Here is a 26,230-nt window from a genome sequence, read left to right on the forward strand (position 1 = left end):
TGACACGGTAAATGATTGAAATGATAGCGGTTTCGATATATCCTAGAAGCAGAAAGGCTAATGTAGCTGAAAGAAAGGTGAATCATTATGGCAAAGAAAATCACATTGTTTTGCTCGGCTGGCATGTCTACCAGCCTGCTCGTCAATAAGATGAGAGAAGCTGCGAAGAAGAATGGAAAGGATTATGATATCAATGCATATTCTCTTTCAGAAGCGGATGCCAAGGGAGCAGACGCAGATGTTATTCTGCTTGGCCCGCAGGTTCGTTTCGCATTGTCCAAGATGAAGGGTTTGTTCCCGAACAAGCCGGTTGATGTGATTGATATGCGTTCTTATGGCCTGATGGACGGTGCTGCTGCACTGGCACTGGCCGAGAAGCATCTGAAGTAAGCATAGATAAAAAGGAGAAAGAATCATGGCTGAAAAGGTAATCAGATTATTCTGCGCAGCAGGTATGTCTACATCCCTGCTTGTGAACAAGATGAAGGAAGCTGCAAAGGCACAGGGCAAGGATTATGACATTGCTGCATATTCACTGGGTGATTTTGACCGTGAGTATGAGAAGGCAGATGCCATTCTGCTTGGCCCGCAGGTTCGTTATGCACTTGGCAAGCTGCAGGCTGCTCATCCGGATAAGGCAATCAGCGATATCCCGATGCAGATGTATGGCCTGATGGATGGCAAGGGAACGCTGGCCCGCGCTGAAGAGCTGATGAAGAAAGGAAAGTAAGCATGGAAGGAACAGAGCTTGTAGCATTTAATATTATTGCATCTGTAGGAACAGCACGCTCCAATTATATTGGTGCGATTGATGCGGCTGCAGAAGGAAACTTCGACGAGGCTGAGAAGCTGATCAAGGAAGGCCAGGAGGCTTTCACACAAGGTCATGATGCTCATGCCAAGCTGCTGACAAAGACAGCACAGGGTGAGAAGGTTGAGATGGATCTTCTGCTGACTCATGCAGAGGACCAGCTGATGAGTGCTGAGGCATTCGGTATTCTGGCTGAGCGTTTTGTCACACTGTACAAGAAGCTTGCTGAAAAGAAGTAATTCTGTCACACACATGAGGGCTCTGCTTTATGCAGAGTCTTTTTTATGTTTCAATGGTGGCATGGAGGGTTTTGCATGACAAAGATGAAGGTTGGTCTGCTTGGCAATTTTGAGCAGATGGACACAAATGATGTATTTATTGGCACAAAGCGTGCCTATGTCAACCAGGATTATGTAGACAGTATTTCTCTGGCTGGCGGCATTCCGATCATTCTGCCGGTGATCTCTGATCTGGATGATGTTTCGGACATGTTATCCGGCCTGGATGGTGTGATTGTGACCGGTGGGGCTGATATGGATCCCTTATTATATGGTGAGCAGGTTCTGCCCTCATGCGGCATGTGTGATACAGGCACAGACCGGTTCTTTCTGGCTGTGATTCATGCCTGTGATGTTCTTTCAATCCCTGTTTTTGGCATCTGCAAAGGTCTGCAGGCCATCAATGTGGCATATGGAGGCACACTGTACCAGGATATCCCAAGTCAGTATCCCCATGCCATTCAGCATGATCAGAAGCGGCCCCGTGAACAGGCCACCCATGCCATTTCCATTCAGCAGGATTCCTTCCTTGCGGGCGTTCTTGGCAAAAAAGCCATGGTCAATTCCTGGCATCATCAGAGTGTTAAGGATATTGCAGATGGTTTCCATGTCACAGCCAAGGCACCGGATGGGATTGTGGAAGGCATGGAAAAAGATGATGGCACGTTCATGTGCGGGGTGCAGTTTCATCCCGAGATGATGACCGCCTGTGGAAACAAACAGATGCTGTCTTTGTTCAAGGCATTCCTGCATGTGTGTGAGGAAGCACATCATGATTAAGACGATCTTCTTTGACTTTGATGATACGCTTGGCAACCGGGAACTGTATGCCTGGAATGCGTATCATGACATTCTGAAAGAGAATACGGATCTTTCGGGAATGGAGTTTGAAGCGGTGCTGCAGGAAGTGATGATCTGGGATCAGAAGGGTGATGTAAACAAGAATTACATCAAGGAGATGCTGGCAAAGGTGTTTGATATTCAGCTGCCCTATCCTGACTTCAATACGTACTGGGACTCCCTGCTGTACAAGTACTGTGTGCCGATGGAAGATGCGGCAGATACGCTTTCTTATCTTGAAAAGAAATACCGGCTTGGCATCATTTCCAACGGACCTTCCGATGCCCAGAGGAACAAGCTGAAAAAAAGCGGGCTGGAGAGCTTCTTTGATGAAAACATGGTATTTATTTCCGGTGATTTTGGCATCAAAAAGCCAGATCCCAGGCTGTTTCTGAAAGCCTGTGAACTGGCTGGGGCGAAACCGGAAGAATGTGTCTATGTCGGCGATATCTTCTATCGGGATGTGCTGGGATCCTGGCGGGCAGGCATGAAGCCGGTATGGATCATCAACCAGGAACGTAAATGCACAGTGGATATCCCGGTGATTCATCACATTTCTGACCTGAAGAAGATCCTTTAGACTCTTGCCTTAAGGATCTTGTCCATCTGCCGTTTGGAGATGATCTGGTGGTCGGTGCGGAAACCGGCATTGTCATGCAAAAGATCGGTCAGATCTGTACGGGTATACAGCGGTACATAGCCTTCCGACTGGATCTTCATGAAGTTCATGCGGCGCAATTGCTCGAGTACTTCGCCAGAACGGCCGAACATATCCAGCCGCTTTACAAGGGCAGACACAACCGTCAGTGTGCAGAAGCATGTGATGAAGTGAGCCTGGATCTCATCACTCAGCGGGATGCCGTCGGTATTGTCTGGGATTTCCATGCTCAGGATGCGGAAGATGTTATGCGCATTGGAACGGGTATCTTCCATCTTGATGATGTCCTTTGCCGGAATCTCTGTGTTGGTGACATAGACGGCAATGCCATCGGCATAGCTTGGCATATTGGCTGACTGCTGGAAGAGCAGCGGATCACCGCCTCGCAGCATGTTGAGTTCCCGTTCCAGGCGCTCAATCGTGCCATAGTGATTGGAGTAGGTAATGATGACTCTGCGCAGTCCGCCAGGGGCACGTACCTGCATTTCTTTGTAATAGAAACGAGATGGATTGGTGATTTCACTTTCTTTGCGCAGTTTGCTCAGATCAAACAGGCCGGCAGTGTCCGAACGGGACCAGCCGGTGGGATCCTGGGCAGCGCGCTTTTCTTCATCCCGCATGTTGTCATAGTTCAGCCGCATGATGTAGCCATTGGGAATGCCCCAGTCTTTGAAGGTGGTACTGGCACCGGAGACGATGCCGCTGTCGGTAAAGGAAATGGCCTGCGAAGTGCGGAAGGCATCACGCAGCTGCTTTTCCAGTCTTGTCTGCGGTACTTCCTTGAGATGCTCAGGGTTGATGGAGTAGCAGATCGGCATGAAGTTGCCGTCAAAATACAGGTCCATCGGAATAACCGGCAGCTGCCTGCCTTTGATGGTGCCGGCTTCATACAGACAGGTGGTCGCATCAAAGTACAGTGTAGAAGTGCTGTGGCCGAAGATTCTTCTGGTATTGGCATAGGCTGTTTCCTGAATGCGGTCAGCTTCTTCAGCCAGAACTTCTGTGGCACGGATGATCTGGCGCGGCGTGAAATCCGGCTGTTCGATGAACAGACGGGACGCATCATACAGCGGCATGCCGGCATCCGGATAAATCAGACGGCTGTAGATCATGCGTGACAGAATCGCATCCAGATTGTAATTCAGATGATGGCGCCGCTGGATATCCTTGCAGAGCTGCGGGAAACCAAGCGTGTTGTAAACCTGCTGCAGAAACAGATAGCCGCCATTGAACGTGCGCTGCTCATTCTTCTCAATCTGCTTGACCGGTGAGTATTTTTCCGTCACTTCACGGCGCTCTTCCTTCTCCAGCCGGTTCATCTCTTCAATGTGTTTCTTAGCCCAGGCAATCGGATCTTCCCCATTCAGCTTTTCCTGCAGTTCCTCCACCGTGCCAAGCTTCTCGACAATCTTGGTCGAATGAAAGCCGTTGCTGTATGTGGATTTCAACACATACAGAGACGTAGAATTTTTTGATTTGGACATCCCCAGGTGCATACCTTCACCTCCCCAATATTATTACATTCATATATTACACCATTTCAAAATAAAATACTCAAAAAAGTAATAATATCATGACACTCACAATAATGGGATAACACGTAGTGTGCATGATATGGAGTATGTTTGGAAGACAGGTGGAAATGCTACAATGGTGCACGATAAGGGGAAAATGCATGAAATACTACCTGTGTGCCATACTTGCCATCTTTTTCTGGAGTTCATCGGTGATTGCCACCAAGATTGCCTATGCATCCATTACGCCGATCCTGCTGTGCCTGATCCGCTTTGCCATTTCTTCTGTATTGATGATGGTGGTTTTTTTGTTCCGCAAGAACAGGGTGCATATTGCAAAGCAGGACTTAAAGCCGGTTCTTGTTTCCGCAATTCTGGGTATCAGTGTGTACTACGCACTGGAGAATGTGGCCCTGGCAAAGACTTCGGCATCCGATGCCTCCTTAATTGAAGCTGCTTTCCCTGCCTTAACCGCACTAGTGGGACTTGTCGTCTATCGGGAACGGCCATCGAAAAGAATGCTGGCAGGCATTGCAGCATCCATCATCGGAGTCGCGGTATTGACCCAGTTTGATCCTGGGCAGTCATCCTCCCTTCTCGGCGATTTGTTATTACTCTTTGACGGCTTCCTGTGGGGCTTCTATAACTATGAGACCAAGTCGATCTCCCACAAATATGATTCTTTTACACTGACCATGTATCAATGTGCCATCGGGACAGTCTTCTTTGTGCCGATGCTGGCATTGGAAAAACCAGTTCTGACAAATATCACGCCTGCCTTTATCCTTACCCTTCTGTATCTCAGCACGGCGTGCTCACTAGGTGCCTTACTGCTGTATAACTATGGCTTAAAGGGGATGAAGGCATCCACAGCTGCAGTCATCATGAACCTGATGCCGATCTTTGGCGTGCTGCTCTCCTGGGGTATCCTGCATGAAACCATCACACGCAGAAAACTGATCGGCGGTGCCATTATTCTGCTTGGCGTCTGGATTTCGACAACAAGAGATAAGGCAGCGTAAAAGAGAAATCATGCCATTCAGAAATGACAGCTTTCCATCTATTGCGCATCATATGATTGTGCCTGCAGTCATGTGAGTATTTTGCCAATGCTGTCAAGTTTGTGGTTGTGTGTTAGAATATTGCCGATATGGAGGGTCTATAAAAGATGGATCAGAGCGAGCTGCAGCAGCATGCACATAACATTCGGGTGAATATCATTCGTGAGGTGTATGCCGGCAAGTCGGGACATCCGGGTGGATCTTTGTCTGCCGCGGATCTTCTGACGGTTCTTTACTTCAATGTCATGGACATCAATAAGGATAACGTTGGCACGATTGACCGTGACCGGTTTGTTCTCTCAAAGGGGCATGCGGCTCCCCTGCTGTATGCGGTACTGGCAGAGAAAGGCTTTCTTCCTGAAGAAGAGCTTCTGACGATCCGCCACCTGCATTCCCGCCTGCAGGGACATCCGGATATGAATGACCTGGATGGCATTGATATGAGTACAGGCTCTTTGGGCCAGGGTGTTGCGGCTGCTGTAGGCATGGCACTTGCCAACCGCCTGGACAAGAATGACCATCGCATTTATACACTGCTTGGTGATGGTGAGTGTGAGGAAGGCGAAGTGTGGGAGGCTGCCATGGCAGCTGCCCATTACAAGCTGGACAATCTGTGTGCGATCATTGATAACAATGGTCTGCAGATCGATGGCAAGGTATCTGATGTCATCGGACCGGAGCCGTTTGCACCGAAGTTTGCGGCCTTTGGCTGGAATACGATCGAGATTGACGGCCACAATTATGATGAGATCCAGAAGGCTTTTGATGCCGCAAAGGCATGTAAGGGCAAGCCTACCTGCATCATTGCCCATACAATCAAGGGCAAGGGTGTTTCCTACATGGAGAACCAGGTTGGCTGGCATGGCAAGGCACCGAATGAAGAGCAGTACCATGAGGCAATGAGAGAACTGGGGGTTGAGAAGGCATGAAGGCAACACGTGAAGCATATGGTGAGGAGCTGGCAAAGCTCGTTGCCGAGAATCCGAAGATTGTTGTGCTGGATGCCGATCTGGCCGGCAGCACCAAGAGTGCCATGGCTGGCAAGGTGGCCCCGGAACGTTTCTTTGATATGGGTATTGCCGAGCAGGATATGATCGGCACGGCAGCTGGTCTTGCGGCCAGCGGCTATATTCCATTTGCCAGCACATTTGCCATGTTTGCGACCGGCAGATGCTGGGAACAGATCCGCAACAGTGTTGCCTATCCGCATCTGAATGTGAAGATTGCTGGTTCCCATGCCGGCATCACCGTTGGTGAAGACGGCTGCACACATCAGGCCATTGAGGATATTGCCATCATGCGTGCCATCACTGGTCTGGCTGTGTTCTGTCCGTGTGACCAGTATGAGACCAAGGCAGTGGTAGACTATGCGGCTGCCTATGATGGACCATGCTATATCCGTCTTGGCAGATCCAAGGTGGAGGATTTCTATACACCGGACACAAAGTTTGATATTACCAAGGTCAATGTGCTGCGCCATGGCCACCAGAAGATTTCGGTATTCGCAACAGGTCTGATGGTACAGTCCAGCATGAAGGCGGCAGACATTCTGGCAAAGAAGGGTATTGATTTGACGGTGGTGGATGTATGCTCATTGAAGCCGGCGGATGAAGAAGGTATTGTCAAGGTACTGGAAGAGAGTGAGAAGGTGTTCACGGTTGAGGAACATTCCGTGATTGGCGGCCTTGGTTCTCTGATCAGTGATATTGCCAGTGAGTCCTGCCCGCGCTTCATTCATCATATCGGCATGTATGGCTTTGCCGAGAGTGCTGCAGCGGATGTTCTGCTGCATGAATATCAGCTGGATGGTGAGGGCGTTGCCAGCCAGATTGAGCAGTTCCTGCTTTGAGTGTCAACTACCCGCGGCTGAAGCCGCAGGCTTGAAGGAACATCAGCACATGCATAGCGTGCGCTGACGCACTCCAACTTACCCTGATACAGCTGACTCGCTTATCTGCCGCAGCAGGTAAGTGGAGGTCTGCCAGTGAGAGGGCGGTTTTCATAGTGAGTTGCCAAACTATGAGGGCAGAAACGTACTGCCCATACCGCTGATCAGCGGATATCTATCGCAATGTCGGATTCCTGTAGTAAGGCAAGACCGGCATTTTTAATATTGATGGCGGCGTTATGATCGCGTACATGGTGTGTGCCGCACATTGGGCACACCCATTCTTCCTGTCCCAGTACGATTCTGTTGTCGTCTGACATAACACAGCCGCATGACGAGCAGGTCTGTGTCGTGTTTCTGGGATCGACAAGCAGACATATCTTTCCGCGTTTGGAAGCTGTGCTTTGCAACTCAGTCAGAAAAGTTCTCCATCCACTATCTGAGATTGCCTTTGCCAATTTGTGGTTCTTTTTCAAATTTTGAACTTTGAGATCCTCGGCAAACAAATAGTCGTGGCTTTTGACTTCTTTGTCTGCTGTACATCTGATAAAGTCCAATCTCTGATTTGCCACATGACGATGGCATTTGGCCAGTTTGAGACGTGCTTTCTGGTAATTTCTGCACGTACGATAGTCTCGGCCATCTCGTCTGGCAGCTTCGTACTTTCGTGAAAGGGCACGCTGCGCTTTGCGCAACTTCTTTTCTGCCTGTTTCAGATAACGCGGTGATTCGATCACACAGCCATCACTGTCCATCAGAAAGTTAGAAAGATTCAGATCCATGCCTGCCGCTCTGCCAGTTCTGACATAAGCAGTATGAAATGGTTCGTCTGATGCCAGAGCAAGCGAAATATAGCAGTCTCCACACGCATCCATCCTGATGGCAACAGTACCAATGCGTGTTTCTGCAACACGATTCAGCAGCGCATCAATCAGCTTACGGGAACCTTTCATGCGGATCGTACCAAGCATCGGCAGCACAAGATGATTCCTGTCTGTAAAGCGTACGCTTCCTTCGTACAGGCCGACAACGTGTGGAACGGTATTCAACTTCTTTCCGGCATAATGATTGCTGGTCTGATAGCAATACGTGTTGTCAAACTTGTGGAATGTTGGAATACTGGTTCCTTTCACTTTTCTGAACTGATTCCACGCCCGCTTATAGTTCATAATGGCATGAAGTACCATGTCTGAATCGCAGTCCCACAAGAAAGGAATTGCATTCTTGATAGATTTTGCATCACCATATGCAGATGCCAGATATGCAAGCCTTTCTGTGTCTGTTGGAGACAGTGATGCACTTTTTCTCAGACGGAACATCTCATTGTGCACAGCCACCAGACGATTGTATACAAAGCGTGAGGCGCCGCCGTTCATGCGAATCATTGCCTTTTGTCGATCAGACGGATATACACGCATCTGCAGTCCAATATGGAACATGTAATCAGACATCTTCTTCATGTTATAATTATAACACATATATATTGCTTATTATATATGGTATACATATGATATATAAAACAAAAAAGAGGATACATATGAAGAGACATATAGATCGAATCGAAGATGCCATTTATGAACGTGGATATGTGTATAATCTGCACTTTCATATTATCTGGTGTACGAAGTACCGTAATCCATGGTTTACAACGCCTGAGCTTGTGAATGAGATGAAAGATATTCTGCAAAGTCTTGCAAAGCAGGCAGATGTAAACATTCAGGAAATGGAAGTGATGCCAGAATATATCCATTTGCTGTGCAGTTTCAAACCGAAGTACAGCATTACTGATGTGGTAAAAAACCTGAAAGGAGCGTCTGCCAGACTGTTTCTGAAAGCACATCCGGAAATCAGGAAAGCGATGTTCTGGGGTGATAAGCTATGGGCGCCAAGCTATTATGTTGGCAGTGTTGGCAACATGAGCAAAGAAACAGTAAAACGGTATATCCAGAATCAGTATGATGGCAAAGGTGGAGATCACTCACCTGCAAGAGAAAAGGAAAGCAATTCCTCCCGGCAATGAATTGCCGGGATTCCTTGCTTTATTCTTCATTGAAAGAGTCTGTCCGGTGGCTGCCGGGCAGCTTTTTTCTTCTTTTGCGTTGTAAAACGGATGGACACGACCTTTGTGAAATGTTGGTGATCTAACTGTATTGCTGTTGATATTTGACGGGAAAAGGGTTTACAATAACGCATGCAGTTTTATTGCGGAAGTAATTCCGCATTGAGGGGAAATGATCCCCGCTTTTTCTTTATGAGGGAGCGGCTGTATGATTAGATTTATACAGGGAAAGGAGTATGTATGATTAAAACACTTCTGAAGAGTCTGCGTGAGTATACGCGGGCAACGATCCTGACACCGGTGTTTGTGACTGGCGAGGTAATCTGTGAAGCTCTGATTCCGTTTCTGATTGCCATGCTTGTCAATGACATCAAGGCTGGGGCGGGACTGAATGTGATCGTCGGCTATGCCTGGAAGATGCTCTTGCTGGCATTTGCGTCTTTGTTCTGTGGCTGGATGGCGGGCATTTACTGTGCTGACAGTGCCTGCGGCTTTGCCAAGAACCTGCGCCATGATGTTTTCTACAACATCCAGAGTTTCTCATTTGCAAACATTGACCAGTTTTCATCTGCCTCTTTGGTGACCAGACTGACCACGGATATCAATAATGTACAGATGGCATTCATGATGATTATCCGTACTGCCATCAGAGCGCCGATGAACCTGATTTTCTCTTTCATCATGGCATATATGATGGGCGGCAGGATGTCTTTTATCTTTCTGATCGTTATTCCTTTCCTCGGTCTTGGCTTGTATATTGTGGCAAAGTCTGCCATGCCGTTATTCCGCAAAGGCTTCCCGAAGTATGATGCTCTGAATGAATCCGTGGAGGAAAATGTTACTGGCATCCGGGTAGTGAAATCCTATGTGCGTGAAGATTATGAGGAAAAGAAGTTTGATCATGCTTCACAGGAAATTCAGAAAATTTTCACCAAAGCAGAACGCATTCTTGCCTGGAACAACCCGCTGATGCAGGTTGCCATCTATAGCGTCATGCTGTTTGTGCTTTCGGTTGGATCCAAAACGGTCATTCTCTCTCATGGACAGGCATTCGATGTCGGACAGTTTTCCACTATGCTGACGTATTCTTTCCAAATTCTTGTCTCACTGATGATGCTGTCGATGATCTTTGTCATGATTACTTTCTCTGCTGAGAGTGCTGAAAGAATTGCGGAAGTGCTTAAGGCGAAGAGCACGTTGACTTCGCCGGCACATCCGGTCATGGAGGTCAAGGATGGTTCCATTGACTTTGACAATGTTGCGTTCAAGTACAATCCGCTGGCTGACCGCCATGTGCTGGATCATATTGAACTGCATATCAGGTCTGGTGAGACGATCGGTATTATTGGCGGTACTGGTTCGTCCAAGTCATCGCTTGTTTCTCTGATTCCGCGTTTGTATGATGCCACGGAAGGCACGGTGCGGGTTGGCAAGGAAGATGTGCGCAATTATGATCTGAAGGTGCTGCGTGATGCCGTTGCCATGGTGCTGCAGAAGAATGTGCTGTTCTCTGGTACGATTGCGGACAATCTGCGCTGGGGCAATCCGGATGCGACGGATGAGCAGATCAAAGAGGCGTGTCATCTTGCCTGTGCGGATGAGTTTATCAATCAGTTCCCGGATGGCTACAATACCCGCATTGAGCAGGGCGGCACGAATGTGTCCGGCGGTCAGAAGCAGCGTCTGTGTATTGCCAGAGCGCTTCTGAAGAAGCCGAAGATTCTGATTATGGATGATTCTACCAGTGCGGTTGATACAAAGACGGATGCCATGATCCGCAAGGCAATGAAGGAATATATTCCGGAAACGACCAAGATTATCATTGCCCAGCGTACTTCTTCGGTGGAGGACGCTGACAGGATTATTGTTCTGGATGATGGCAAGATCAATGCCATCGGTACCTCTGAGGAACTGCTGAAAACGAATAAGATTTATCAGGAAGTTTATACATCGCAGAACAAGGCGGGCACGGAAACGGTGTCGCCTGCTGCAAAGGAGGTGCCCGCAAATGCGTAAGAAGAGCGCCGGACAGACCGTAAAGCGTCTGATTCAGATGGAGTTCAGCTTCTTTCCGAAACTGCTGCCATTTGTCATTTTTCTGATTATTGTGAATGCTGTGATTTCCTCCATCCCAAGTGTTTTCCAGCAGAAGGTTATCGCCGTTTTGCAGGATGCCTGGACAAATGGGCTGGAATGGAGCCAGGTATCTGGCCAGATTCTGCATCTGTGTATCATCCTTGGCATCCTCTATGCAATTTCACTGATCGCCGGGTTTATGTATAACCAGCTGATGGCAATTATTACCCAGGGATCTCTGCACAAGATGCGGGTTACGATGTTCAATCACATGGAATCTCTGCCGATCCGCTATTTTGATACAACCAAGCATGGCGATATCATGTCGCACTATACCAATGATGCGGATGCACTGCGGCAGATGATTTCCCAGTCCTTCCCGCAGCTGATGATCAGTGCGATCACCCTGACAACGATTCTGTGCATCATGCTGTACTACAGTGTCTGGATGGCCCTTGTCATCATTATTGGATCTGTTGTTTCTCTGATCATCACGAAGAAGGTTGGCGGCAAGTCTGCCCGTTACTTCATTGCCCAGCAGAAATATGTCGGCAAGACAGAGGGCTTCATTGAAGAGATGATCAATGGCCAGAAAGTCATCAAGGTGTTCAACCATGAAAAAGCTGCCGAGGCAGACTTTGACAAGGTGAATGAGGAACTGTTTGTGGCATCCCGCAATGCCAACAAGTATTCCAATATTCTGATGCCGATTCTGAACAATGTCAGCTATATCATCTACGTGTTTGTGGCAGTTGCCGGCGGCATCTTCATTGAGAAGAATGTACCGAATCTCTCGATTTCCGGACTGCCGTTCTCGATTGCCGTAGTCGTGCCATTCCTTGGCATGTCCCGTCAGTTTGCTGGTAACATTCAGCAGATTTCACCGCAGATCAATGCCATTGTCATGGGCCTTGCCGGGGCAGAGCGCATTTTTGATCTGCTGGATGAAAAGCCGGAGCAGGATGAGGGTTATGTCACCCTGGTCAATGCGACGGAAAAGAATGGCGTGCTTGAGGAAACATCTGAAAAGACGGATATGTGGGCATGGAAGCATCCGCATCAGGCAGATGGCTCCGTGACGTATACACCGCTGAAGGGTGATGTCCGCTTCTTTGATGTCACCTTTGGCTATACGCCGGAAAAGACGGTTCTGCATGATGTGTCTCTGTATGCCAAGCCTGGCCAGAAGGTTGCCTTTGTTGGTGCCACCGGTGCCGGCAAGACGACGATCACCAATCTGATCAACCGCTTCTATGACATTCCGGACGGCAAGATCCGCTATGATGGCATCAATATCAACAAGATCCGCAAGTCAGATCTGCGCAGATCCCTGGGCATTGTCCTGCAGGATACGGTGTTGTTTACCGGCACCGTCATGGATAATATCCGCTATGGCAGACTGGACGCAACGGATGGTGAGTGTATTGCCGCTGCCAAGCTGGCTGGTGCGGATGGTTTTATCCGCCATCTGCCAAAGGGCTACCAGACGATGCTGGCTGGAAATGGCAGCAATCTGTCTCAGGGACAGTGCCAGCTGCTGGCCATTGCCAGAGCAGCCGTCGCCGATCCGCCGGTCATGATCCTGGATGAAGCAACTTCTTCCATTGATACCAGAACCGAGCAGATTGTACAGGCTGGTATGGACAGACTGATGCAGGGCAGAACGGTATTTGTCATTGCTCACCGTCTGTCTACGGTCAAGAATGCCAATGTCATCATTGTGCTTGACCATGGCCGCATCATTGAGCGCGGTACGCATGAAGAACTGATTGCCCAGAAGGGACAGTATTATCAGCTGTATACAGGTGCTTTTGAGCTTGAGTAAGCAAATGCATTTATCCTGGAACAGACAGAGGAAAATTCCCCCTGTCCGTTTTTGCGTGAAAAAGGAATTCAGGCCATGATCACCTGAATTCCTTCTTTGTCTAACTGTACTTTTATTCCTTAGTTAATGTTGTTGATCTGCTGCTTTGTGACCAATGGATAGCTGATCAGCTTATCTGCATCCAGATTTTCATGGTGCATATAAACAGCTGAGATCTGGCTGTTGTCATAGGTGCGGTAGTAGTAAATGCCTTTGTCCATGTTGCAGCAGGAGGAGTAGATGGTGATCTCATATTTGCCATCACCGAGGTCGCAGCATCCTCTTTGCTGTTCCACAGAAGAAAGGATATGGAAGAACTGGCTGACGGAGGAGTTTTCATCCTCTTTGGATACGGAGTTCAGCTTTGTGAATGCCACTTTGACAAAGCGGGATCCAGATGACAGATCGCCCGGCAGGCCGATTCCGCCCATGCCGCGGCTGTATTCATCCAGGTCAATCTTTCCAAATGCGGATGGATGAGAAGCAGCGGAAACATTCCGGTAATCATTCAGACGGAACAGCTGCTTGTCAAAGGTTGGATTGTTGGTCATGACACCAACCGGGTTGTCATAGACATGCAGGCCGTCTTTTGTTGATTCAACGACGATGGATCTTTCCTTGTCCGTGATCATCCAGTGCAATGGCGTGATCGGCAGTTCTTTGGAGAAAGGAATGTTGACGAGGCGAATGCTGGCAAGCAGCTTTTCAGCATCAGAAACTGTGGCACACTGGCCAAGAATCCATGGAATAAACTCAAATGGCGAAATTTCATCCTTTCCATCGTGTAAAGGTTCCGGGAAATAACCATTGCCTGGGAAGTTGAGTCCGGCCATGGAAAGACCGTCTTCATTGGTGGCATCATAGTACAAAGGATAGCCATTGCAGACAAAGGCCATGCCAATCAATGCCTTGTGATTTGTCAGTGTGTCTTTGGTGCGGAAAGGCAGTGGGAAATTGCGCGGGGTGATGGTGACAGATTCCTGATAGGAAAATTCCAGGTCCAGGTTTCTGCCAAAGTAATGATCTTTTGTTGTGTACGTAGCACATGTGCACATAATTTTGCCTCCTTGTGATGTGATCAAAGCATCTTCCATTATTATAGGATGATTGCGTTGTTTAAGCGTATCAAAAAAAACGGGCTGTCTTCATTGATAGTCCGTATTTTCTATATGAGATTGATGAAAATCGTGATGATGAGTGAGTTGATGAAGTCCGCAAACAGGGATCCGACAATCGGGATGAGCAGGAATGCCTTGATGCTTTCACCATGCTTTTCTCTGACTGCCTGCATGTTTGCCATGGCATTGGGAGTGGCACCCATGCCAAAGCCGCACACACCTGCCGCGATCACGGCGGCGTCATAATCACTGCCCATGCATTTGAAGACAATGAACCGCGCATACACAAACATCAGTGCGGTCTGGCCGATCAGCAGAATGACCAGCGGCAGGGCAAGATCTGCCAGCTGCCAGATTTTCAGTGTGATCATGGCAATGCCAAGGAAGATGGAAAGGCAGATGCTGCCAAAGGAGTCAATCTCTTCCATGTGGATGGTGAATCTGCCGGAGATTTCGGCAATGTTGCGGAAGATGGCAGCCGCAATCATTGCCCCGATGTAGATGGGAAATGTCATGCCTGTTTTGGATAGCAGCCAGGAAAGAATGGTGCCGATGCCGGCACAGACAATTAATGCAAATACGGCATTGGGATAGTTCTCAAGGCCTTTGAGGGTTTCCTGGAAGGTTTCATGATGGGCTGCATCATCCTTAGGCTGCAGATGCTTTTTGGTGATCAGACCATTTGCCAATGGTCCGCCCATTAAGGATCCCATGATCAGACCGAAGGTGGCAGCTGCGGTCGCAATCGTCGTGGCACCGGTGATGCCGAAATCTTCCAGGACAGGACCGAAGGCACCGGCTGTGCCGTGTCCGCCAACCATAGGAATGGATCCCGTGCAAAGGCCGATCAGGGCATCAATATGCAGCAGGCGGGAAAGCCCGACTGCCACGCCATTCTGGGCAGTGATCAGAATGATGACGAGAACCAGAAAGAGAAACAGATCTTTTCCGCCTTCTTTGAGGACCTTGATGTTTGCCTGAAAGCCGACCGAAGTAAAGAAGAGCACCATTGCCACTTCGCTTAAGGAGCTGTCAAAGGAGATTTCGGCAATGCCTGATACATACAGGATGCAGGTGAGAATGGAGAAAACCAGACCGCCGGCAACGGGTGAAGGGATACAGAAACGCTCCAGCAGCGGAATCTTCTTTTTCAGCCAGGATCCAAAGGCAAGCACGATTACAGCCACGGCCATGGTCTGATAGCGGTCAAGTGTCAGTGAGATCATCCTGCCACCTCGGTATCAATGTCATGTTCTTCATACCATTTCAAGGCCCCTTCATGGAATGGGATTGTGATGCCTTTTACGGCTTCTGCAGGATCCAGCTGCAGGTCTGCGCTGACACTGCTTTGCAGCTCTTCTGTTTTTGCAAAGAGAGTGTCTGTCATGAGGTAGATAAGATCTGATGAAGCTTCATTGGATGCCACAAGTACAGACCGCACGCCAACGGTCTGAATTGCATCCGGGCTTCCATATGTATCTGATGGAATCGTCACAGCTTCCAGCCCCGGTGCCAGGGCAAGAATGTGATTGACCATGTCTTCATCCAGAGACAGCAGGCGGATTTCGTCCTGATGTTCTTCGATGATGTCAGCCGGTGCACCTGCAGTCACAAACATCGCATCGATGTCCTTGTTCAGCAGATGATCCATGGCATCTTCATAATCGTAATTCAATGTGGTGACATCACCTTCCTGCAGGCCGGCCGCATCCAGCAGCTCCTTTGCATTGCGCTCCGTGCCGCTTTCTTCCTGCCCGATGGAAACTTTCTTTCCCTGCAGGTCAAAGAGCGTATGAATATCAGAATCACTGCGCACCACGATCTGGACGGCTTCCATGTACAAAGAGGCAATGGCAGAATATGTCTTTGCATTGTCGGTATCGGCACTGTCTGCATCGTAATACATTTCATTGATCAGATCAGACTGGGCAATGCCGGCTTTAATATATCCCTCTGAAAGCAGACGCAGGTTGGCTGCCGATCCGGCGGTAGAGCGCACACTGATCTGGTAATCAGGATCCTGTTCTGTAACCAGTCTGGCAAGCTCTGCGCCAAAGCTGTAATAGACACCGCCTTCAGGTGCGGTTCCAAAACGGATGGATGTTTTCCTGGAACAGCCGCTCAGCACAAGACCTGCGGATACGATGGCAGCTGTGATTGTTCTTTTCATGCCAGTTCTCCTTTTTAGCGGTGAGATTATAGCACAGGCAGACGGCACGCACTGCGCAAAAAAGCATCCTGCTTTCAGAAGAATAACTTCTTGCGGCGGGATGCTTCGCTGATCAGATCATACTTGTCGAGAATGTGACAGTTGAGTCCTTCAATGACAGACAGTGCTCTTCTGAGGTATTCATCTGTAAGAAAGAGCTTTGGATCATGGATGTCCATGCCAATGATGATGTCACAGTTCTTCTTTGCAAATTCTTCAAAGAAGATGCGGACCGGATAGGCATAGCGGTATCCATCCTGATATTTGATCATTCCCTGGCGGACACCAGAGCCGCAGTTGAGCTCCAGCGGGATGTGATATGTATTGGAGATATCCGCGATCCTTTGGGCGATCTGTCTGACACTTTCATCGATCACAGGATAGCTCCACATGCATACATCCGGATGGGCAATATAGTCACACAGATTGTGCGCACATGCATATTCCAGCTGATCGGTATACATGTCCAGCTCTTTCTTTGTGGTCAGATCATAGGAGCTTTTGCCGCCATAGCTGAGATTGTGCTGGCCCAGAAGGCAGTATTCACTGCGCTGCCGCCACTGTCTTAATGTTTCCCACTCACTCTGATAGCATTCCACTTCCATGCCGACATGGATTTCAATCTGGTCCTGGTATTTCTTTTTCAATGCTTCGATACAGGAAAAGTAATCATCCACCTGCTCTATATTCATGCGTTCGGTTGGCTCGGGATCCTTGTAAGGAGCGTGATCCGAAAAGCCAAGTACTTTGACGCCTGCCTGTATGGCAGCCTGTACATATTCTCCGTCTGTGCCGACGGCATGGCCGCAGCGGCTTGTATGGGTATGAAAGTTGCGTTCAATCATGATTGACTATCCTTTCTTTACTGGGAGAATACATGCCGCCGGTGGATGCGTCAAGCATTCCGCCGCATGACTTTCCTGTTTGCATTTTTCCGGGAACCGGCATAAGATGCCTGTATGTTATTTGGTTATACGCAGATTATTTCTTTGAACGAGAATGAGAGCGGTGTGTTCAAGTATGTCATTGAGCATCCTGCCCAGGCTGTACAGATGAATATCCGTGAGCTTGCCCGGGAAACCGGTACATCCACGGCAACGGTGGCACGGATGTACAAGAAGCTTGGCTGTGCATCCTATCCTGTGTTTTTAAGCCGGATTCAGGCATATGAACAGCAGATGCCGGATCAAAATACATGTGCCGGCTATATGGTCTCTGCCCTGCAGACAACAATTGATCTGATTCAGAAAAACAATGATGCCTGGCAGAAAGCAGTGAAAATGATTTGTGAAAGTGATGCCGTGACGGTCATGGGGTGCGGCAACTGCGGTGCGCTGGCGATGTATGCAGCCCGTTATCTGTCCAATGCCGGTTTTTATGCCACAGCCGTTACCGATGTCTTCTATCCGCCCCAGCTTGGCAATACAGAGAAACATGTGATTCTGATACTCTCAGAAAGCGGTGAAAACCGGGAAATGGTCCAACAGGCAATGCTGAATCAGAAATACGGCAGCCATATTCTGGTAATGACCGGCAATCCGGATTCCACGCTTGCTTCTCTTGCCGAGGCAGTGCTTCCCATCGTCATGCAGCGGTATTTACTGCCGCAGACCTATGATCTGACAAGCGGTGTTTCCATGCTGTATGGCGTTGAATACCTTGGCCAGGAACTGCTGCGCTATAATGACCGGATCAAGAAAACGGATCCCAAGATTCATGTGGATGCTGGCAAAGCGTGATGCCGGCATTTTCTTATTGACGATCAGGATAGAAAGACTATACTTTACATATGAACAGTTGTTCAACTGTTTGGTATAAAGACATAAGAGGATACGAATATGAGCGCACATGAACATAAGACATATAAGCTGGATGTGACAACCGACTGTGCAGACTGTGCTGCCAAGGTAGAGCGTGCTGTTGCCGGCATCGAAGGGCTGGACAATGTATCACTGTCCTTCATGTCCCATACACTGCGCTATGACTGTGATCCTGCAAAGCAGAAGGAACTGCTTTCTGTGATCAAAAAGACCATCATGGATGTCGAGCCGGAGGCAGAGATCAAGGATGCAGCAACAACCATCAGGCGGTCGTTCGCCATTACCGGCATTGACTGTCAGGATTGTGCTGACAAGCTGGAAGAAAGCTTTCAGAAGATTGATGGCATTCAGGATGTGCGTCTGTCCTTTCTGAAGGAGTCACTGCAGTATACGTGTGATCCAAAGGACAATGCCCGCATTGAAAAGGAAGTGCGTGAGATTGCTGCTCGTGAAGAACCGGATGCCCGCATTGTGGACAAAGGTGATGTGCAGAAGAAAATCTATGTATTCTCAGTGAAGGATATTGACTGTGCCGACTGTGCTGCCAGGCTGGAAAAGAAGATTTCTGGGATTGACGGCATTTCAAATGTGGCACTGGACTTCATGAACAGCCGGCTGAGCTATGAGGCGGATGTCAAAGATGCAGTGCGCATTGAAAAGGAGATGCGCGATGTTGTTGCCAGTATGGAACCAGATGCCAGCGTGTCCGCTCTGCATGAACACAAGGAAGAAAAAGAGGAAGCAGAGGAGGAAGATGACAACCGGAAGATGATCATCCGCCTGATTGCGGGTGCCATTCTGTTTGTGCTGTCTCTTGTCATGCATGGCACAGCTGCCATCATCTTTGGCCTGGCTTCCTATCTGATTCTTGGCTATGATGTCATTCTCAAGGCATTCCGCGGCATTGGCCATGGCCAGCTGTTCGATGAACACTTCCTGATGACAGTTGCGACCTTTGCGGCCATTTATCTGCGTGACTTCAAGGAAGCAGCCGGTGTCATGCTGTTCTATCAGATCGGTGAATTCTTCCAGGATCTTGCTGTTGACCACAGCCGTAAATCCATCGGCTCTTTGATGGCGATCCGTCCTGACTATGCCATGGTCAAACAGGCAGATGACTGGGTCAGGGTGGATCCTGCCACGGTGCAGCCTGGTGATATTGTCCAGGTCAAGCCGGGTGAGAAAGTACCGCTGGATGGCGTGGTAGTCGAAGGCACTGCCTCGCTGAACACAGCCTCCCTGACGGGTGAAAGCAGACCGGTGGATGTGGATGTCAACGATATGGTATTGTCTGGCTCCATCAATGAAAACGGTGTGCTGGAAATCAAAGTGACCAAGGCGTATGGTGATTCCACCGTCGCAAAAATTCTGGATCTGGTGGAAAACAGTGATGCCCACAAGGCCAAGGCTGAAAACTTCATCACGAAGTTCTCACGGATTTATACGCCGGCTGTTGTCGGTGCTGCTGTTGTGACCGCGACTGTTGTATCGCTGATGGGCTATGGCGTGCAGGAAGGCATCTACCGTGCCTGTACATTCCTGGTTATTTCGTGTCCATGTGCGCTTGTGATCTCCATTCCGCTGAGCTTCTTTGCCGGCATTGGCGGCCTGAGTTCACGCGGTGTTCTGGTCAAGGGTGCTGATCTGATTGAAACACTTGCCAAAACAAAGAATGTTGTCATGGACAAGACCGGCACATTGACCAGCGGTGTATTCGCCGTGGAAAAGGTCGTTGGTGAAAACAAGGATGAAATTCTTGAGGCTGCCAGTGCTGTGGAATATTATTCCAACCATCCGATTGCCAGGGGCATCAAAGCTGCCTGGGAAGGCACCATTCAGGAGAGCGATCTTTCTGATGTCAGTGAGATTGCCGGCCGCGGTCTGTCTGTTGCGTACAAGGGACATGCACTGCTGGCAGGCAATGCCAGACTGATGCAGGATCATCAGATTGCCTTCCAGGAAGTCAATGAACCCGGTACGCTTGTGTATGTAGCATGTGATGATGCCTATCTTGGTGCTCTTGTGCTGCGCGATCAGCTCAAGCCGACCGCAAAGAAAGCAGTTTCTGATCTGCATGCCATGGGCAGAAAGGTCATGATTGTCTCTGGTGACAATCAGGCGATCACGGATCTGGCTGGCAGTGAGCTTGGCGTGGACCATGCCTATGGGGCATGTCTGCCGGCGGATAAGGTGGCGCGTGTGCAGGCCATTCATGGCCAGGGTGTGACAGCCTTTGTGGGAGATGGCGTCAATGATGCGCCGGTGCTGGCGGCTGCGGATACGGGCATTGCCATGGGCGCACTTGGCTCTGATGCGGCGATTGAAGCTGCGGATGTGGTCATCATGGATGATGATCCGGCCAAGATTTCGCTTGCCATTGAGGCATCTCGCCGCATTCTGAAGGTTGCCAACCAGAACATCGTCTTTGCCATTGCCGTCAAGCTGACCTGTCTGGTGCTTGGTGCCTTCGGCATTGCCAACATGTGGATGGCGATCTTTGCGGATACGGGTGTGGCGATGCTGTGTGTGCTGAACTCACTGCGTCTGCTGCGTATTGCCCGCCGCGTATAAAACTGATTATAATAAAAGGCATGCATATGAAGAATTGGATCACAGCAGTATTGATTCCGGCATGCCTTTTAACGTTTCTGCCGGTGCATGCGGATGATATGGAAATCGCCAGCGGCCATGCCGTGTTGATGGATACTGGCAGCGGGTCGGTGCTGTATGAAAAAGACAGTCAGACACAGGTGCCTGCCGGGGCCATGGCCATTGCCATGAATGTGCTTGTCTCATATGACAGTACAGAAGAGAAAGTGACGTTTTTGAGCAAGGATGAAAGCTTTGACACGTCTGCCGGTCTTGAGAACAAGAAGAGCTATGCAGTGGCGGATTTGCGGGCACAGGCGATGCTTGGCGGCTATCAGGATGCGTCTTATGCGCTGTCACTGCTTGGTGAAGACGGCGTGAAGCTGCTCAATAACAAGGCGGCTGCCCTGTCGATGACCAAGACTGTTTTTACCAATGTGACGGGGGCAGCAGATGATGCCCAGGTGACAACTGCCCATGATCTGGGCCTGCTTGGTGCTGCGCTGGATACCAATGCCAAAGATCTCTATGGGGCATCTTCGTATACGTTGTCGGATGATGCAACCGTATCACGGGATGTGTTTTCCTATGACGGTCTGGATGGCTATTATTACTGGCAGGATGATACGGGTGTTTCGGCAGTGGCCAGTGCTTCCCGAGACGGGACGCGCTTAACGGCGGCGGTCATGCAGGCAGACAGTGAAGAAACTGCTTTTTCTGATCTGACAAAGCTGCTGGATGATGGCTATAACAACTTCAAGAGTGTTGCCATCACAAAGGATGCGGTCGGGACCAAAGAGCTGGATATCATGGATAATGGCACCAATGTGCATGTGAGCTTTGCTTTGAATTCGGATCTTTCGGTGCTGATGGCCAAGGATGCAGATGAGACTGCCCTGACAACTTCCATTGAAGTCATGGATGAGACAAGTGCTTCTGACTGCCGCGGGTATCTTGTGATTTCGATGAATGGGGAAGAAATGGGCAGGTTCCCGCTGACCAAGACGACTTCTGAAGATGCCAGCAGTGATGCATCATCGAAGAAAACAAATGTCTTTGGTATTCTGTGTGCGGTGGTGACCGTCGCGTCTGCCCTGCTGTTTGTCTATAAATATGCATCGAGGCTGATCAAGCCGCATGCATAAGGAGGTTGTACGTGCGTAAGTTTCTGATTGGATGGTTTGTAAATTTTCTGTCTCTCTGGCTGATTGACAATACAATGAGCGGAATTTCCTTTTCCGGTGTTGAGGCAATGGCTTTTGCCTCACTCGTTCTGGTTCTGCTCAATGCGACCTTAAAACCCATCCTGAAGGTGCTGTCACTGCCGGTGACAATTCTGTCCTTTGGCATCTTCTCACTGTTCATCAATGCCTTTATCCTGGTCATTGCCCTCAGTGTATCGCCAGGCTGCTATCTTGATGGCTTTGGATCGGCTTTTCTTGCCAGCATTCTGCTGACAATTTTCAATACGCTGCTGAACTGGATCATTGGCGAGTAAAAACGGCACACTGCCGTTTTTATTCTGGCGGTATTGGTGTTGGCGCATCCAGTACGCCTGCCGTATAATAAGTTGTACTTTACAAAAGGAGGTTCCCTGTATGTGTGGTTTTGCAGGTTTTACGGGCATGTATGATGGCCGTGAAGATATGATTCAAAAGATGTCGGAGCGCATCCGGCACAGAGGACCGGATATGGAAGGGTACTGGGTCCATGGCAATAGTGACAAGGATGCCGTTGCCCTGGGATTCCGCAGACTTTCCATTCTTGATCTGAGTGAAGCCGGTGCCCAGCCGATGATTTCCGAAGACAAGTCGGTTGTGGTTGTCTTCAATGGTGAGATCTACAACTTCATGGAACTCAAGGAGATCCTGGAGAAGAAGGGCTATCATTTCCATTCCAAATGCGATACTGAAGTATTGCTGTATGGCTATGAAGAGTGGGGCACAGGCTTAGCTGAACGGCTGCGCGGCATGTTTGCCTTTGTGATTGCGGATACCAGAAAGAACCGCCTGTATGGTGCCAGAGATTACTTCGGCATCAAGCCGCTGTACTATTCCTTCCTGGACAATCACAATCTGATCTTTGGATCTGAAATCAAATCCTTCCTGGAACATCCTGCCTGGCACAAGGAAGTCAATCCGGATGCGCTGCGTCCGTATCTGACTTTCCAGTATTCCGCCATGGATGAAACGTTCTTCAAGGGAACTTACAAGCTGGAACCGGCTCACTGGTTTATCTTCCAGGATGGCCAGATGCACATTGAGCAGTACTGGGATATCGATTTCTCCAGGAAGACAACGGCATCGATGGATGATGTTGCCGAAGAGATTGTCAGGCGGGTGGAAGAGACTGTCAAAGCACACCGCATCTCTGATGTACCGGTAGGCTCCTTCCTGTCCGGCGGTGTCGATTCTTCCTATATTACAGAGGAACTCAAGCCGGAAGATACATTCTCGGTCGGCTTCCCGTCCAAGAACTTTGATGAGACAGAAGATGCAAGCCGTCTGAGTTCTCTGTTGCATGTGAAGAATTTCCGGCAGGAGCTGGATGGAGATGCATGCATGGAAGCTTTTGCGGATATTCAGTATCACATGGATGAGCCACAGTCCAATCCTTCCAGTGTACCGCTGTATTTCCTTGCCAAGCTTGCCCGCCAGCACGTCACGGTCGTCCTGTCTGGTGAGGGTGCCGATGAGATCTATGCGGGCTATGAGTGGTATGACGAGTATGACATGATGAAGAAGTACAAGCGTCTGCCGCAGGGGATGCGGATCCTGGCTGCGGATATGGTCCGCCATCTGCCGTACTTCAAGGGCCATGACATGATTCTGGCCAGCACCGGCCGGCCGGAGGATTACTTCATCGGCCAGGCCAGAGTGTTCTCCGAGAAGGAAGCGTATGACATTCTCAAGCCGTCCTACCGCAAGGGACCTGGCGTGAGAGATATTACCCAGCCGATCTATGATAAGGTGAAGGATCTTTCGGAGCTGGAGAAGAAGCAGTATCTCGACTTCCATCTGTGGCTGCCGGGAGACATTCTGCTCAAGGCAGACAAGATGTCGTGTGCAAGTTCTCTGGAGCTGCGCGTGCCGTATCTGGACCGCTATGTGGTGGAAGAAGCTGCCCGGATTCCGGCTGACTATAAGATCAATGATATTGATACAAAGTATGTGTTCCGCAAGGCTGCCAGCACGAAGATTCCGCAGGAGTGGGCTTTCCGCAAGAAGAAGGGTTTCCCGGTGCCGATTCGTGAGTGGGTCAAAGAGGACAAGTGGTATAAGCAGATTCGTGATGATTTCACAAGTGAGGTGGCCAATGAGTACTTTGATACGGACAGGCTTGTGAAGCTGCTGAATGATCATAAGGATGGCAGAGCCATGAACCAGAGAAAGATCTGGACGGCCTGGACATTCCTGACCTGGCATAAAGTGTTCTTTGGGGAATAAAAGGAGGCAGTATGACGAATATTATTCCAGTCATGCTCGGGGCTGATCTGAACTGCTATAACCTGGCCCGGGCGTTTCATGAGGCATATGGCGTGAAATCATGGTGCTTTGGCCGCTACAAGATGGCGCCAACCATGTATTCTTCCATCCTGCACTATACAGCCCTGCCGGATCTGGAAGAGGATGAGACCGTCATTCAGGTGCTGCAGGATTTTGAAAAGGCGCATCCGGATGGAGAGCTGTATCTGATGGCATGCACAGACCGCTATGCGGATATGCTCATCCGTCTGCATGACCGCTTCCCGCGCTATCACTGCCCGATGCCGCCAAAATCCATTTATCAGGAAATTCAGAAGAAAGCAGAATTCTACCAGGAGTGTGACCGCTTTGACATTCCGTATCCAAAGACAGTTGTCAAGACAGGCCCGGTGGAACTTACAGAAGTAGAGGCAGATGCGCTTGGCTTTGATTATCCGATCATCATCAAGCCTTCCTTTTCTTCAGAATACTTCATGCATGAGTTTGAGGGCATGCGCAAGGTATACGTCTCCCACAGTCCTGAGGAATCTGTACAGATTGTCAAAACGATCTACAGCCATGGCTACAGTGACAAGATGATTCTGCAGAAGATGGTTGCCGGCGGTGACAGCAATATGCGCGTACTGACCTGTTTCTCGGATAACAAGGGCAAGGTCAGAGCCATGTGCCTTGGCCATACGATGGTTGAGGAACATACGCCGACCGGCCTGGGCAACCATGCGGCAATTGTGACCGAAGACGTCACGAAATTCCCGGTGGCGGAAAAGATCCGCAAGATGCTGGAAACGATCAGCTATACCGGTTTCTCCAACTTTGACATCAAGGAAGACGGCAATACCGGCAACTTCTATGTGTTTGAGATCAATCTGCGCCAGGGCCGCTCCAATTACTATATGACCGGAGCCGGCCTGAATCTGGCCAGGCTGATTGTGGAGAAGTATGAGGATCCGGGTGAGGACCTGCAGGTATGCACGCAGGAGACTTACTGGCATCTGATTCCAAGTGCCGTTGCGTTCAAGTATACCGAAGACAAGGATCTTGTTGAAAAGGCAAGACATCTGGAGAAGATTGGACGCAGTTCTTCTTCGCTGGAATACCGCTATGATGAAATGCACAATCCGCTGCGCTTCCTGATCGTCAAGGAACAGCTGCGCCGCCAGTTTGGCAAGTTTGCAAAGTATTATCCCAAACCGGAGAGCGCCGAATGAAAAAAACACTTGGCATCATCGGGGGGATGGGGCCTGAAGCCAGTGAAGTGTTCTATCTCAAGCTTACCCAGGCCACCAAGGCGGAGAAGGATCAGGATCATCTGAACATTCTGCTGTGGTCGCATGCGGATATTCCCGACCGCACCGGCAGTATCAAAGCTGGCAGGAAAGAAGAGCTGTGGGCCGTCATGGCAAAGGATGTCGAAATGCTCAAGGCATGCGGCTGCGACTATCTGGCAGTGCCATGCAATACGAGCCATGTGTTCCAGGATCGCTTTGAACAGCTTATGGACGGGCATTTTATCTCGATGATTGATGAAGCTGCCAGCTATGCTAAAACGGTTGGCAAAACGATCGGTGTACTGGGCACGGATGGCACGGTTGCCAATGATCTCTATGGCAGGGCGTTGCGGCGAAATGGCTGCACATGCGTCTATCCGGACGCGGATGATCAACGCAGTGTCATGCAGATCATCTATGAACAGATCAAGAAGGGACAGCGCGGCAATCTTGCCCTGTTCCAGAGCATCTGTGAACATATGAGGGCAAAGGGCTGTGACGCTGTCATTCTGGCATGTACAGAACTGTCTGTATTGAAGAACAATTACACAGAACTTGCTGATCCCTGGTATCTGGATGCCATGGATGCTTTAGTCAAAACCTGTGTGATAACATGTGGAGGCATTTATCAGGGAAAACTCTGATGAATGCTTTTTTATGCGGATTATGAAAAAGAGTATGTCCTGCTGCGG

24 protein-coding genes are annotated in these 26,230 nt (G+C 49.4%); 18 read left to right on the forward strand and 6 right to left on the reverse strand.

Annotation, left to right across the window (positions count from 1 at the left end; genetic code table 11):
- Positions 1-87 precede the first annotated feature (87 nt).
- The 5 genes from DHU66_RS05140 (at position 88) to DHU66_RS05160 (ending at position 2,509) form a co-directional block, all read left to right on the forward strand.
- Positions 88-390 (forward strand): PTS sugar transporter subunit IIB, encoded by a 303-nt coding sequence (locus tag DHU66_RS05140; protein ID WP_108774805.1) that lies wholly within the window; start codon positions 88-90, stop codon positions 388-390.
- Positions 391-415: 25 nt separating this feature from the next.
- Positions 416-730, forward strand: a complete 315-nt coding sequence (locus DHU66_RS05145; RefSeq protein WP_108774806.1) for a PTS sugar transporter subunit IIB — start codon at positions 416-418, stop codon at positions 728-730.
- A gap of 2 nt (positions 731-732) precedes the next feature.
- Entirely contained in the window at positions 733-1,050 is a 318-nt protein-coding gene (locus DHU66_RS05150) for a PTS sugar transporter subunit IIA (RefSeq protein ID WP_108774807.1), read from the forward strand.
- A 75-nt stretch (positions 1,051-1,125) separates the two neighbouring features.
- Entirely contained in the window at positions 1,126-1,869 is a 744-nt protein-coding gene (locus DHU66_RS05155) for a gamma-glutamyl-gamma-aminobutyrate hydrolase family protein (RefSeq protein WP_167836268.1), read from the forward strand.
- Positions 1,862-2,509, forward strand: a complete 648-nt coding sequence (locus DHU66_RS05160) for an HAD family hydrolase (RefSeq protein WP_167836269.1) — start codon at positions 1,862-1,864, stop codon at positions 2,507-2,509. The genes DHU66_RS05155 and DHU66_RS05160 overlap by 8 nt, the downstream gene beginning before the upstream one ends.
- On the opposite strand, the gene DHU66_RS12435 is transcribed toward DHU66_RS05160, so the two are convergent.
- Entirely contained in the window at positions 2,506-4,083 is a 1,578-nt protein-coding gene (locus DHU66_RS12435) for a hypothetical protein (RefSeq protein ID WP_108774809.1), read from the reverse strand. The two genes, DHU66_RS05160 and DHU66_RS12435, sit on opposite strands and share 4 nt — an antisense overlap.
- Positions 4,084-4,262: 179 nt before the next feature.
- Between DHU66_RS12435 and DHU66_RS05170 the strand changes: the two genes are divergently transcribed.
- The 3 genes from DHU66_RS05170 to DHU66_RS05180 all read left to right on the forward strand — a co-directional run bounded on the left by DHU66_RS05170 (position 4,263) and on the right by DHU66_RS05180 (position 7,011).
- Positions 4,263-5,123, forward strand: coding sequence for a DMT family transporter (locus DHU66_RS05170; protein WP_167836270.1), 861 nt, complete (start codon positions 4,263-4,265; stop codon positions 5,121-5,123).
- A gap of 146 nt (positions 5,124-5,269) precedes the next feature.
- Complete coding sequence (locus DHU66_RS05175) at positions 5,270-6,091, forward strand: transketolase (RefSeq protein ID WP_108774811.1); 822 nt, start codon at positions 5,270-5,272, stop codon at positions 6,089-6,091.
- Positions 6,088-7,011 (forward strand): transketolase family protein, encoded by a 924-nt coding sequence (locus DHU66_RS05180; RefSeq protein WP_108774812.1) that lies wholly within the window; start codon positions 6,088-6,090, stop codon positions 7,009-7,011. Before DHU66_RS05175 ends, DHU66_RS05180 begins: the two co-directional genes overlap by 4 nt.
- A gap of 203 nt (positions 7,012-7,214) precedes the next feature.
- Here the strand turns inward: DHU66_RS05180 and DHU66_RS05185 are convergent, their stop codons facing one another.
- A complete protein-coding gene (locus tag DHU66_RS05185) occupies positions 7,215-8,510 on the reverse strand; it encodes an RNA-guided endonuclease InsQ/TnpB family protein (protein WP_167836271.1) in 1,296 nt (431 codons plus the stop codon).
- Positions 8,511-8,587: 77 nt separating this feature from the next.
- On the opposite strand from DHU66_RS05185, the gene tnpA reads away from it, so the two are divergent.
- From tnpA to DHU66_RS05200, 3 genes are all read left to right on the forward strand, one after another.
- Positions 8,588-9,070 (forward strand): IS200/IS605 family transposase, encoded by a 483-nt coding sequence (gene tnpA, locus DHU66_RS05190; protein WP_108774814.1) that lies wholly within the window; start codon positions 8,588-8,590, stop codon positions 9,068-9,070.
- 279 nt (positions 9,071-9,349) lie between these two features.
- Positions 9,350-11,125 (forward strand): ABC transporter ATP-binding protein, encoded by a 1,776-nt coding sequence (locus DHU66_RS05195; RefSeq protein WP_108774815.1) that lies wholly within the window; start codon positions 9,350-9,352, stop codon positions 11,123-11,125.
- Entirely contained in the window at positions 11,118-13,010 is a 1,893-nt protein-coding gene (locus tag DHU66_RS05200; RefSeq protein ID WP_108774816.1) for an ABC transporter ATP-binding protein, read from the forward strand. Before DHU66_RS05195 ends, DHU66_RS05200 begins: the two co-directional genes overlap by 8 nt.
- Positions 13,011-13,129: 119 nt before the next feature.
- Here DHU66_RS05200 and bsh read toward each other — a convergent pair whose 3' ends face one another.
- From bsh to DHU66_RS05220, 4 genes are all read right to left on the reverse strand, one after another.
- Complete coding sequence (bsh, locus tag DHU66_RS05205) at positions 13,130-14,104, reverse strand: choloylglycine hydrolase (protein ID WP_108774817.1); 975 nt, start codon at positions 14,102-14,104, stop codon at positions 13,130-13,132.
- A gap of 110 nt (positions 14,105-14,214) precedes the next feature.
- Entirely contained in the window at positions 14,215-15,393 is a 1,179-nt protein-coding gene (gltS, locus tag DHU66_RS05210) for a sodium/glutamate symporter (RefSeq protein ID WP_209451742.1), read from the reverse strand.
- On the reverse strand, positions 15,390-16,337 hold the full coding sequence (locus DHU66_RS05215) for a TAXI family TRAP transporter solute-binding subunit (protein ID WP_108774818.1): 948 nt from the start codon (positions 16,335-16,337) through the stop codon (positions 15,390-15,392). Before DHU66_RS05215 ends, gltS begins: the two co-directional genes overlap by 4 nt.
- 74 nt (positions 16,338-16,411) lie before the next feature.
- Positions 16,412-17,221, reverse strand: coding sequence for a PHP domain-containing protein (locus DHU66_RS05220; RefSeq protein ID WP_108774819.1), 810 nt, complete (start codon positions 17,219-17,221; stop codon positions 16,412-16,414).
- Positions 17,222-17,335: 114 nt separating this feature from the next.
- Here DHU66_RS05220 and DHU66_RS05225 point away from each other — a divergent pair, with 114 nt between their 5' ends.
- The 7 genes from DHU66_RS05225 (at position 17,336) to cuyB (ending at position 26,182) form a co-directional block, all read left to right on the forward strand.
- The gene (locus tag DHU66_RS05225) at positions 17,336-18,115 is read left to right on the forward strand and encodes a MurR/RpiR family transcriptional regulator (RefSeq protein ID WP_108774820.1); all 780 of its coding nucleotides are present in this window, start codon (positions 17,336-17,338) and stop codon (positions 18,113-18,115) included.
- Positions 18,116-18,214: 99 nt separating this feature from the next.
- Positions 18,215-20,767: a heavy metal translocating P-type ATPase gene (locus tag DHU66_RS05230; protein WP_108774821.1), complete on the forward strand. Its 2,553-nt coding sequence runs from the start codon at positions 18,215-18,217 to the stop codon at positions 20,765-20,767.
- Between the two features lie 26 nt (positions 20,768-20,793).
- A complete protein-coding gene (locus DHU66_RS05235; RefSeq protein WP_167836272.1) occupies positions 20,794-21,930 on the forward strand; it encodes a D-alanyl-D-alanine carboxypeptidase family protein in 1,137 nt (378 codons plus the stop codon).
- A gap of 11 nt (positions 21,931-21,941) precedes the next feature.
- Positions 21,942-22,283, forward strand: coding sequence for a phage holin family protein (locus DHU66_RS05240; RefSeq protein WP_167836273.1), 342 nt, complete (start codon positions 21,942-21,944; stop codon positions 22,281-22,283).
- 100 nt (positions 22,284-22,383) lie between these two features.
- Positions 22,384-24,231, forward strand: coding sequence for an asparagine synthase (glutamine-hydrolyzing) (gene asnB / locus DHU66_RS05245; RefSeq protein ID WP_108774824.1), 1,848 nt, complete (start codon positions 22,384-22,386; stop codon positions 24,229-24,231).
- Positions 24,232-24,242: 11 nt separating this feature from the next.
- On the forward strand, positions 24,243-25,478 hold the full coding sequence (locus DHU66_RS05250; protein WP_108774825.1) for a carboxylate--amine ligase: 1,236 nt from the start codon (positions 24,243-24,245) through the stop codon (positions 25,476-25,478).
- Complete coding sequence (gene cuyB, locus DHU66_RS05255) at positions 25,475-26,182, forward strand: cysteate racemase (RefSeq protein ID WP_108774826.1); 708 nt, start codon at positions 25,475-25,477, stop codon at positions 26,180-26,182. Before DHU66_RS05250 ends, cuyB begins: the two co-directional genes overlap by 4 nt.
- The last annotated feature ends 48 nt before the right edge of the window (positions 26,183-26,230 follow it).

Origin of the sequence: Lactimicrobium massiliense (assembly GCF_900343155.1) — a bacterium.
Taxonomy (GTDB): Bacteria; Bacillota_I; Bacilli_A; order Erysipelotrichales; family Erysipelotrichaceae; genus Bulleidia; species Bulleidia massiliensis.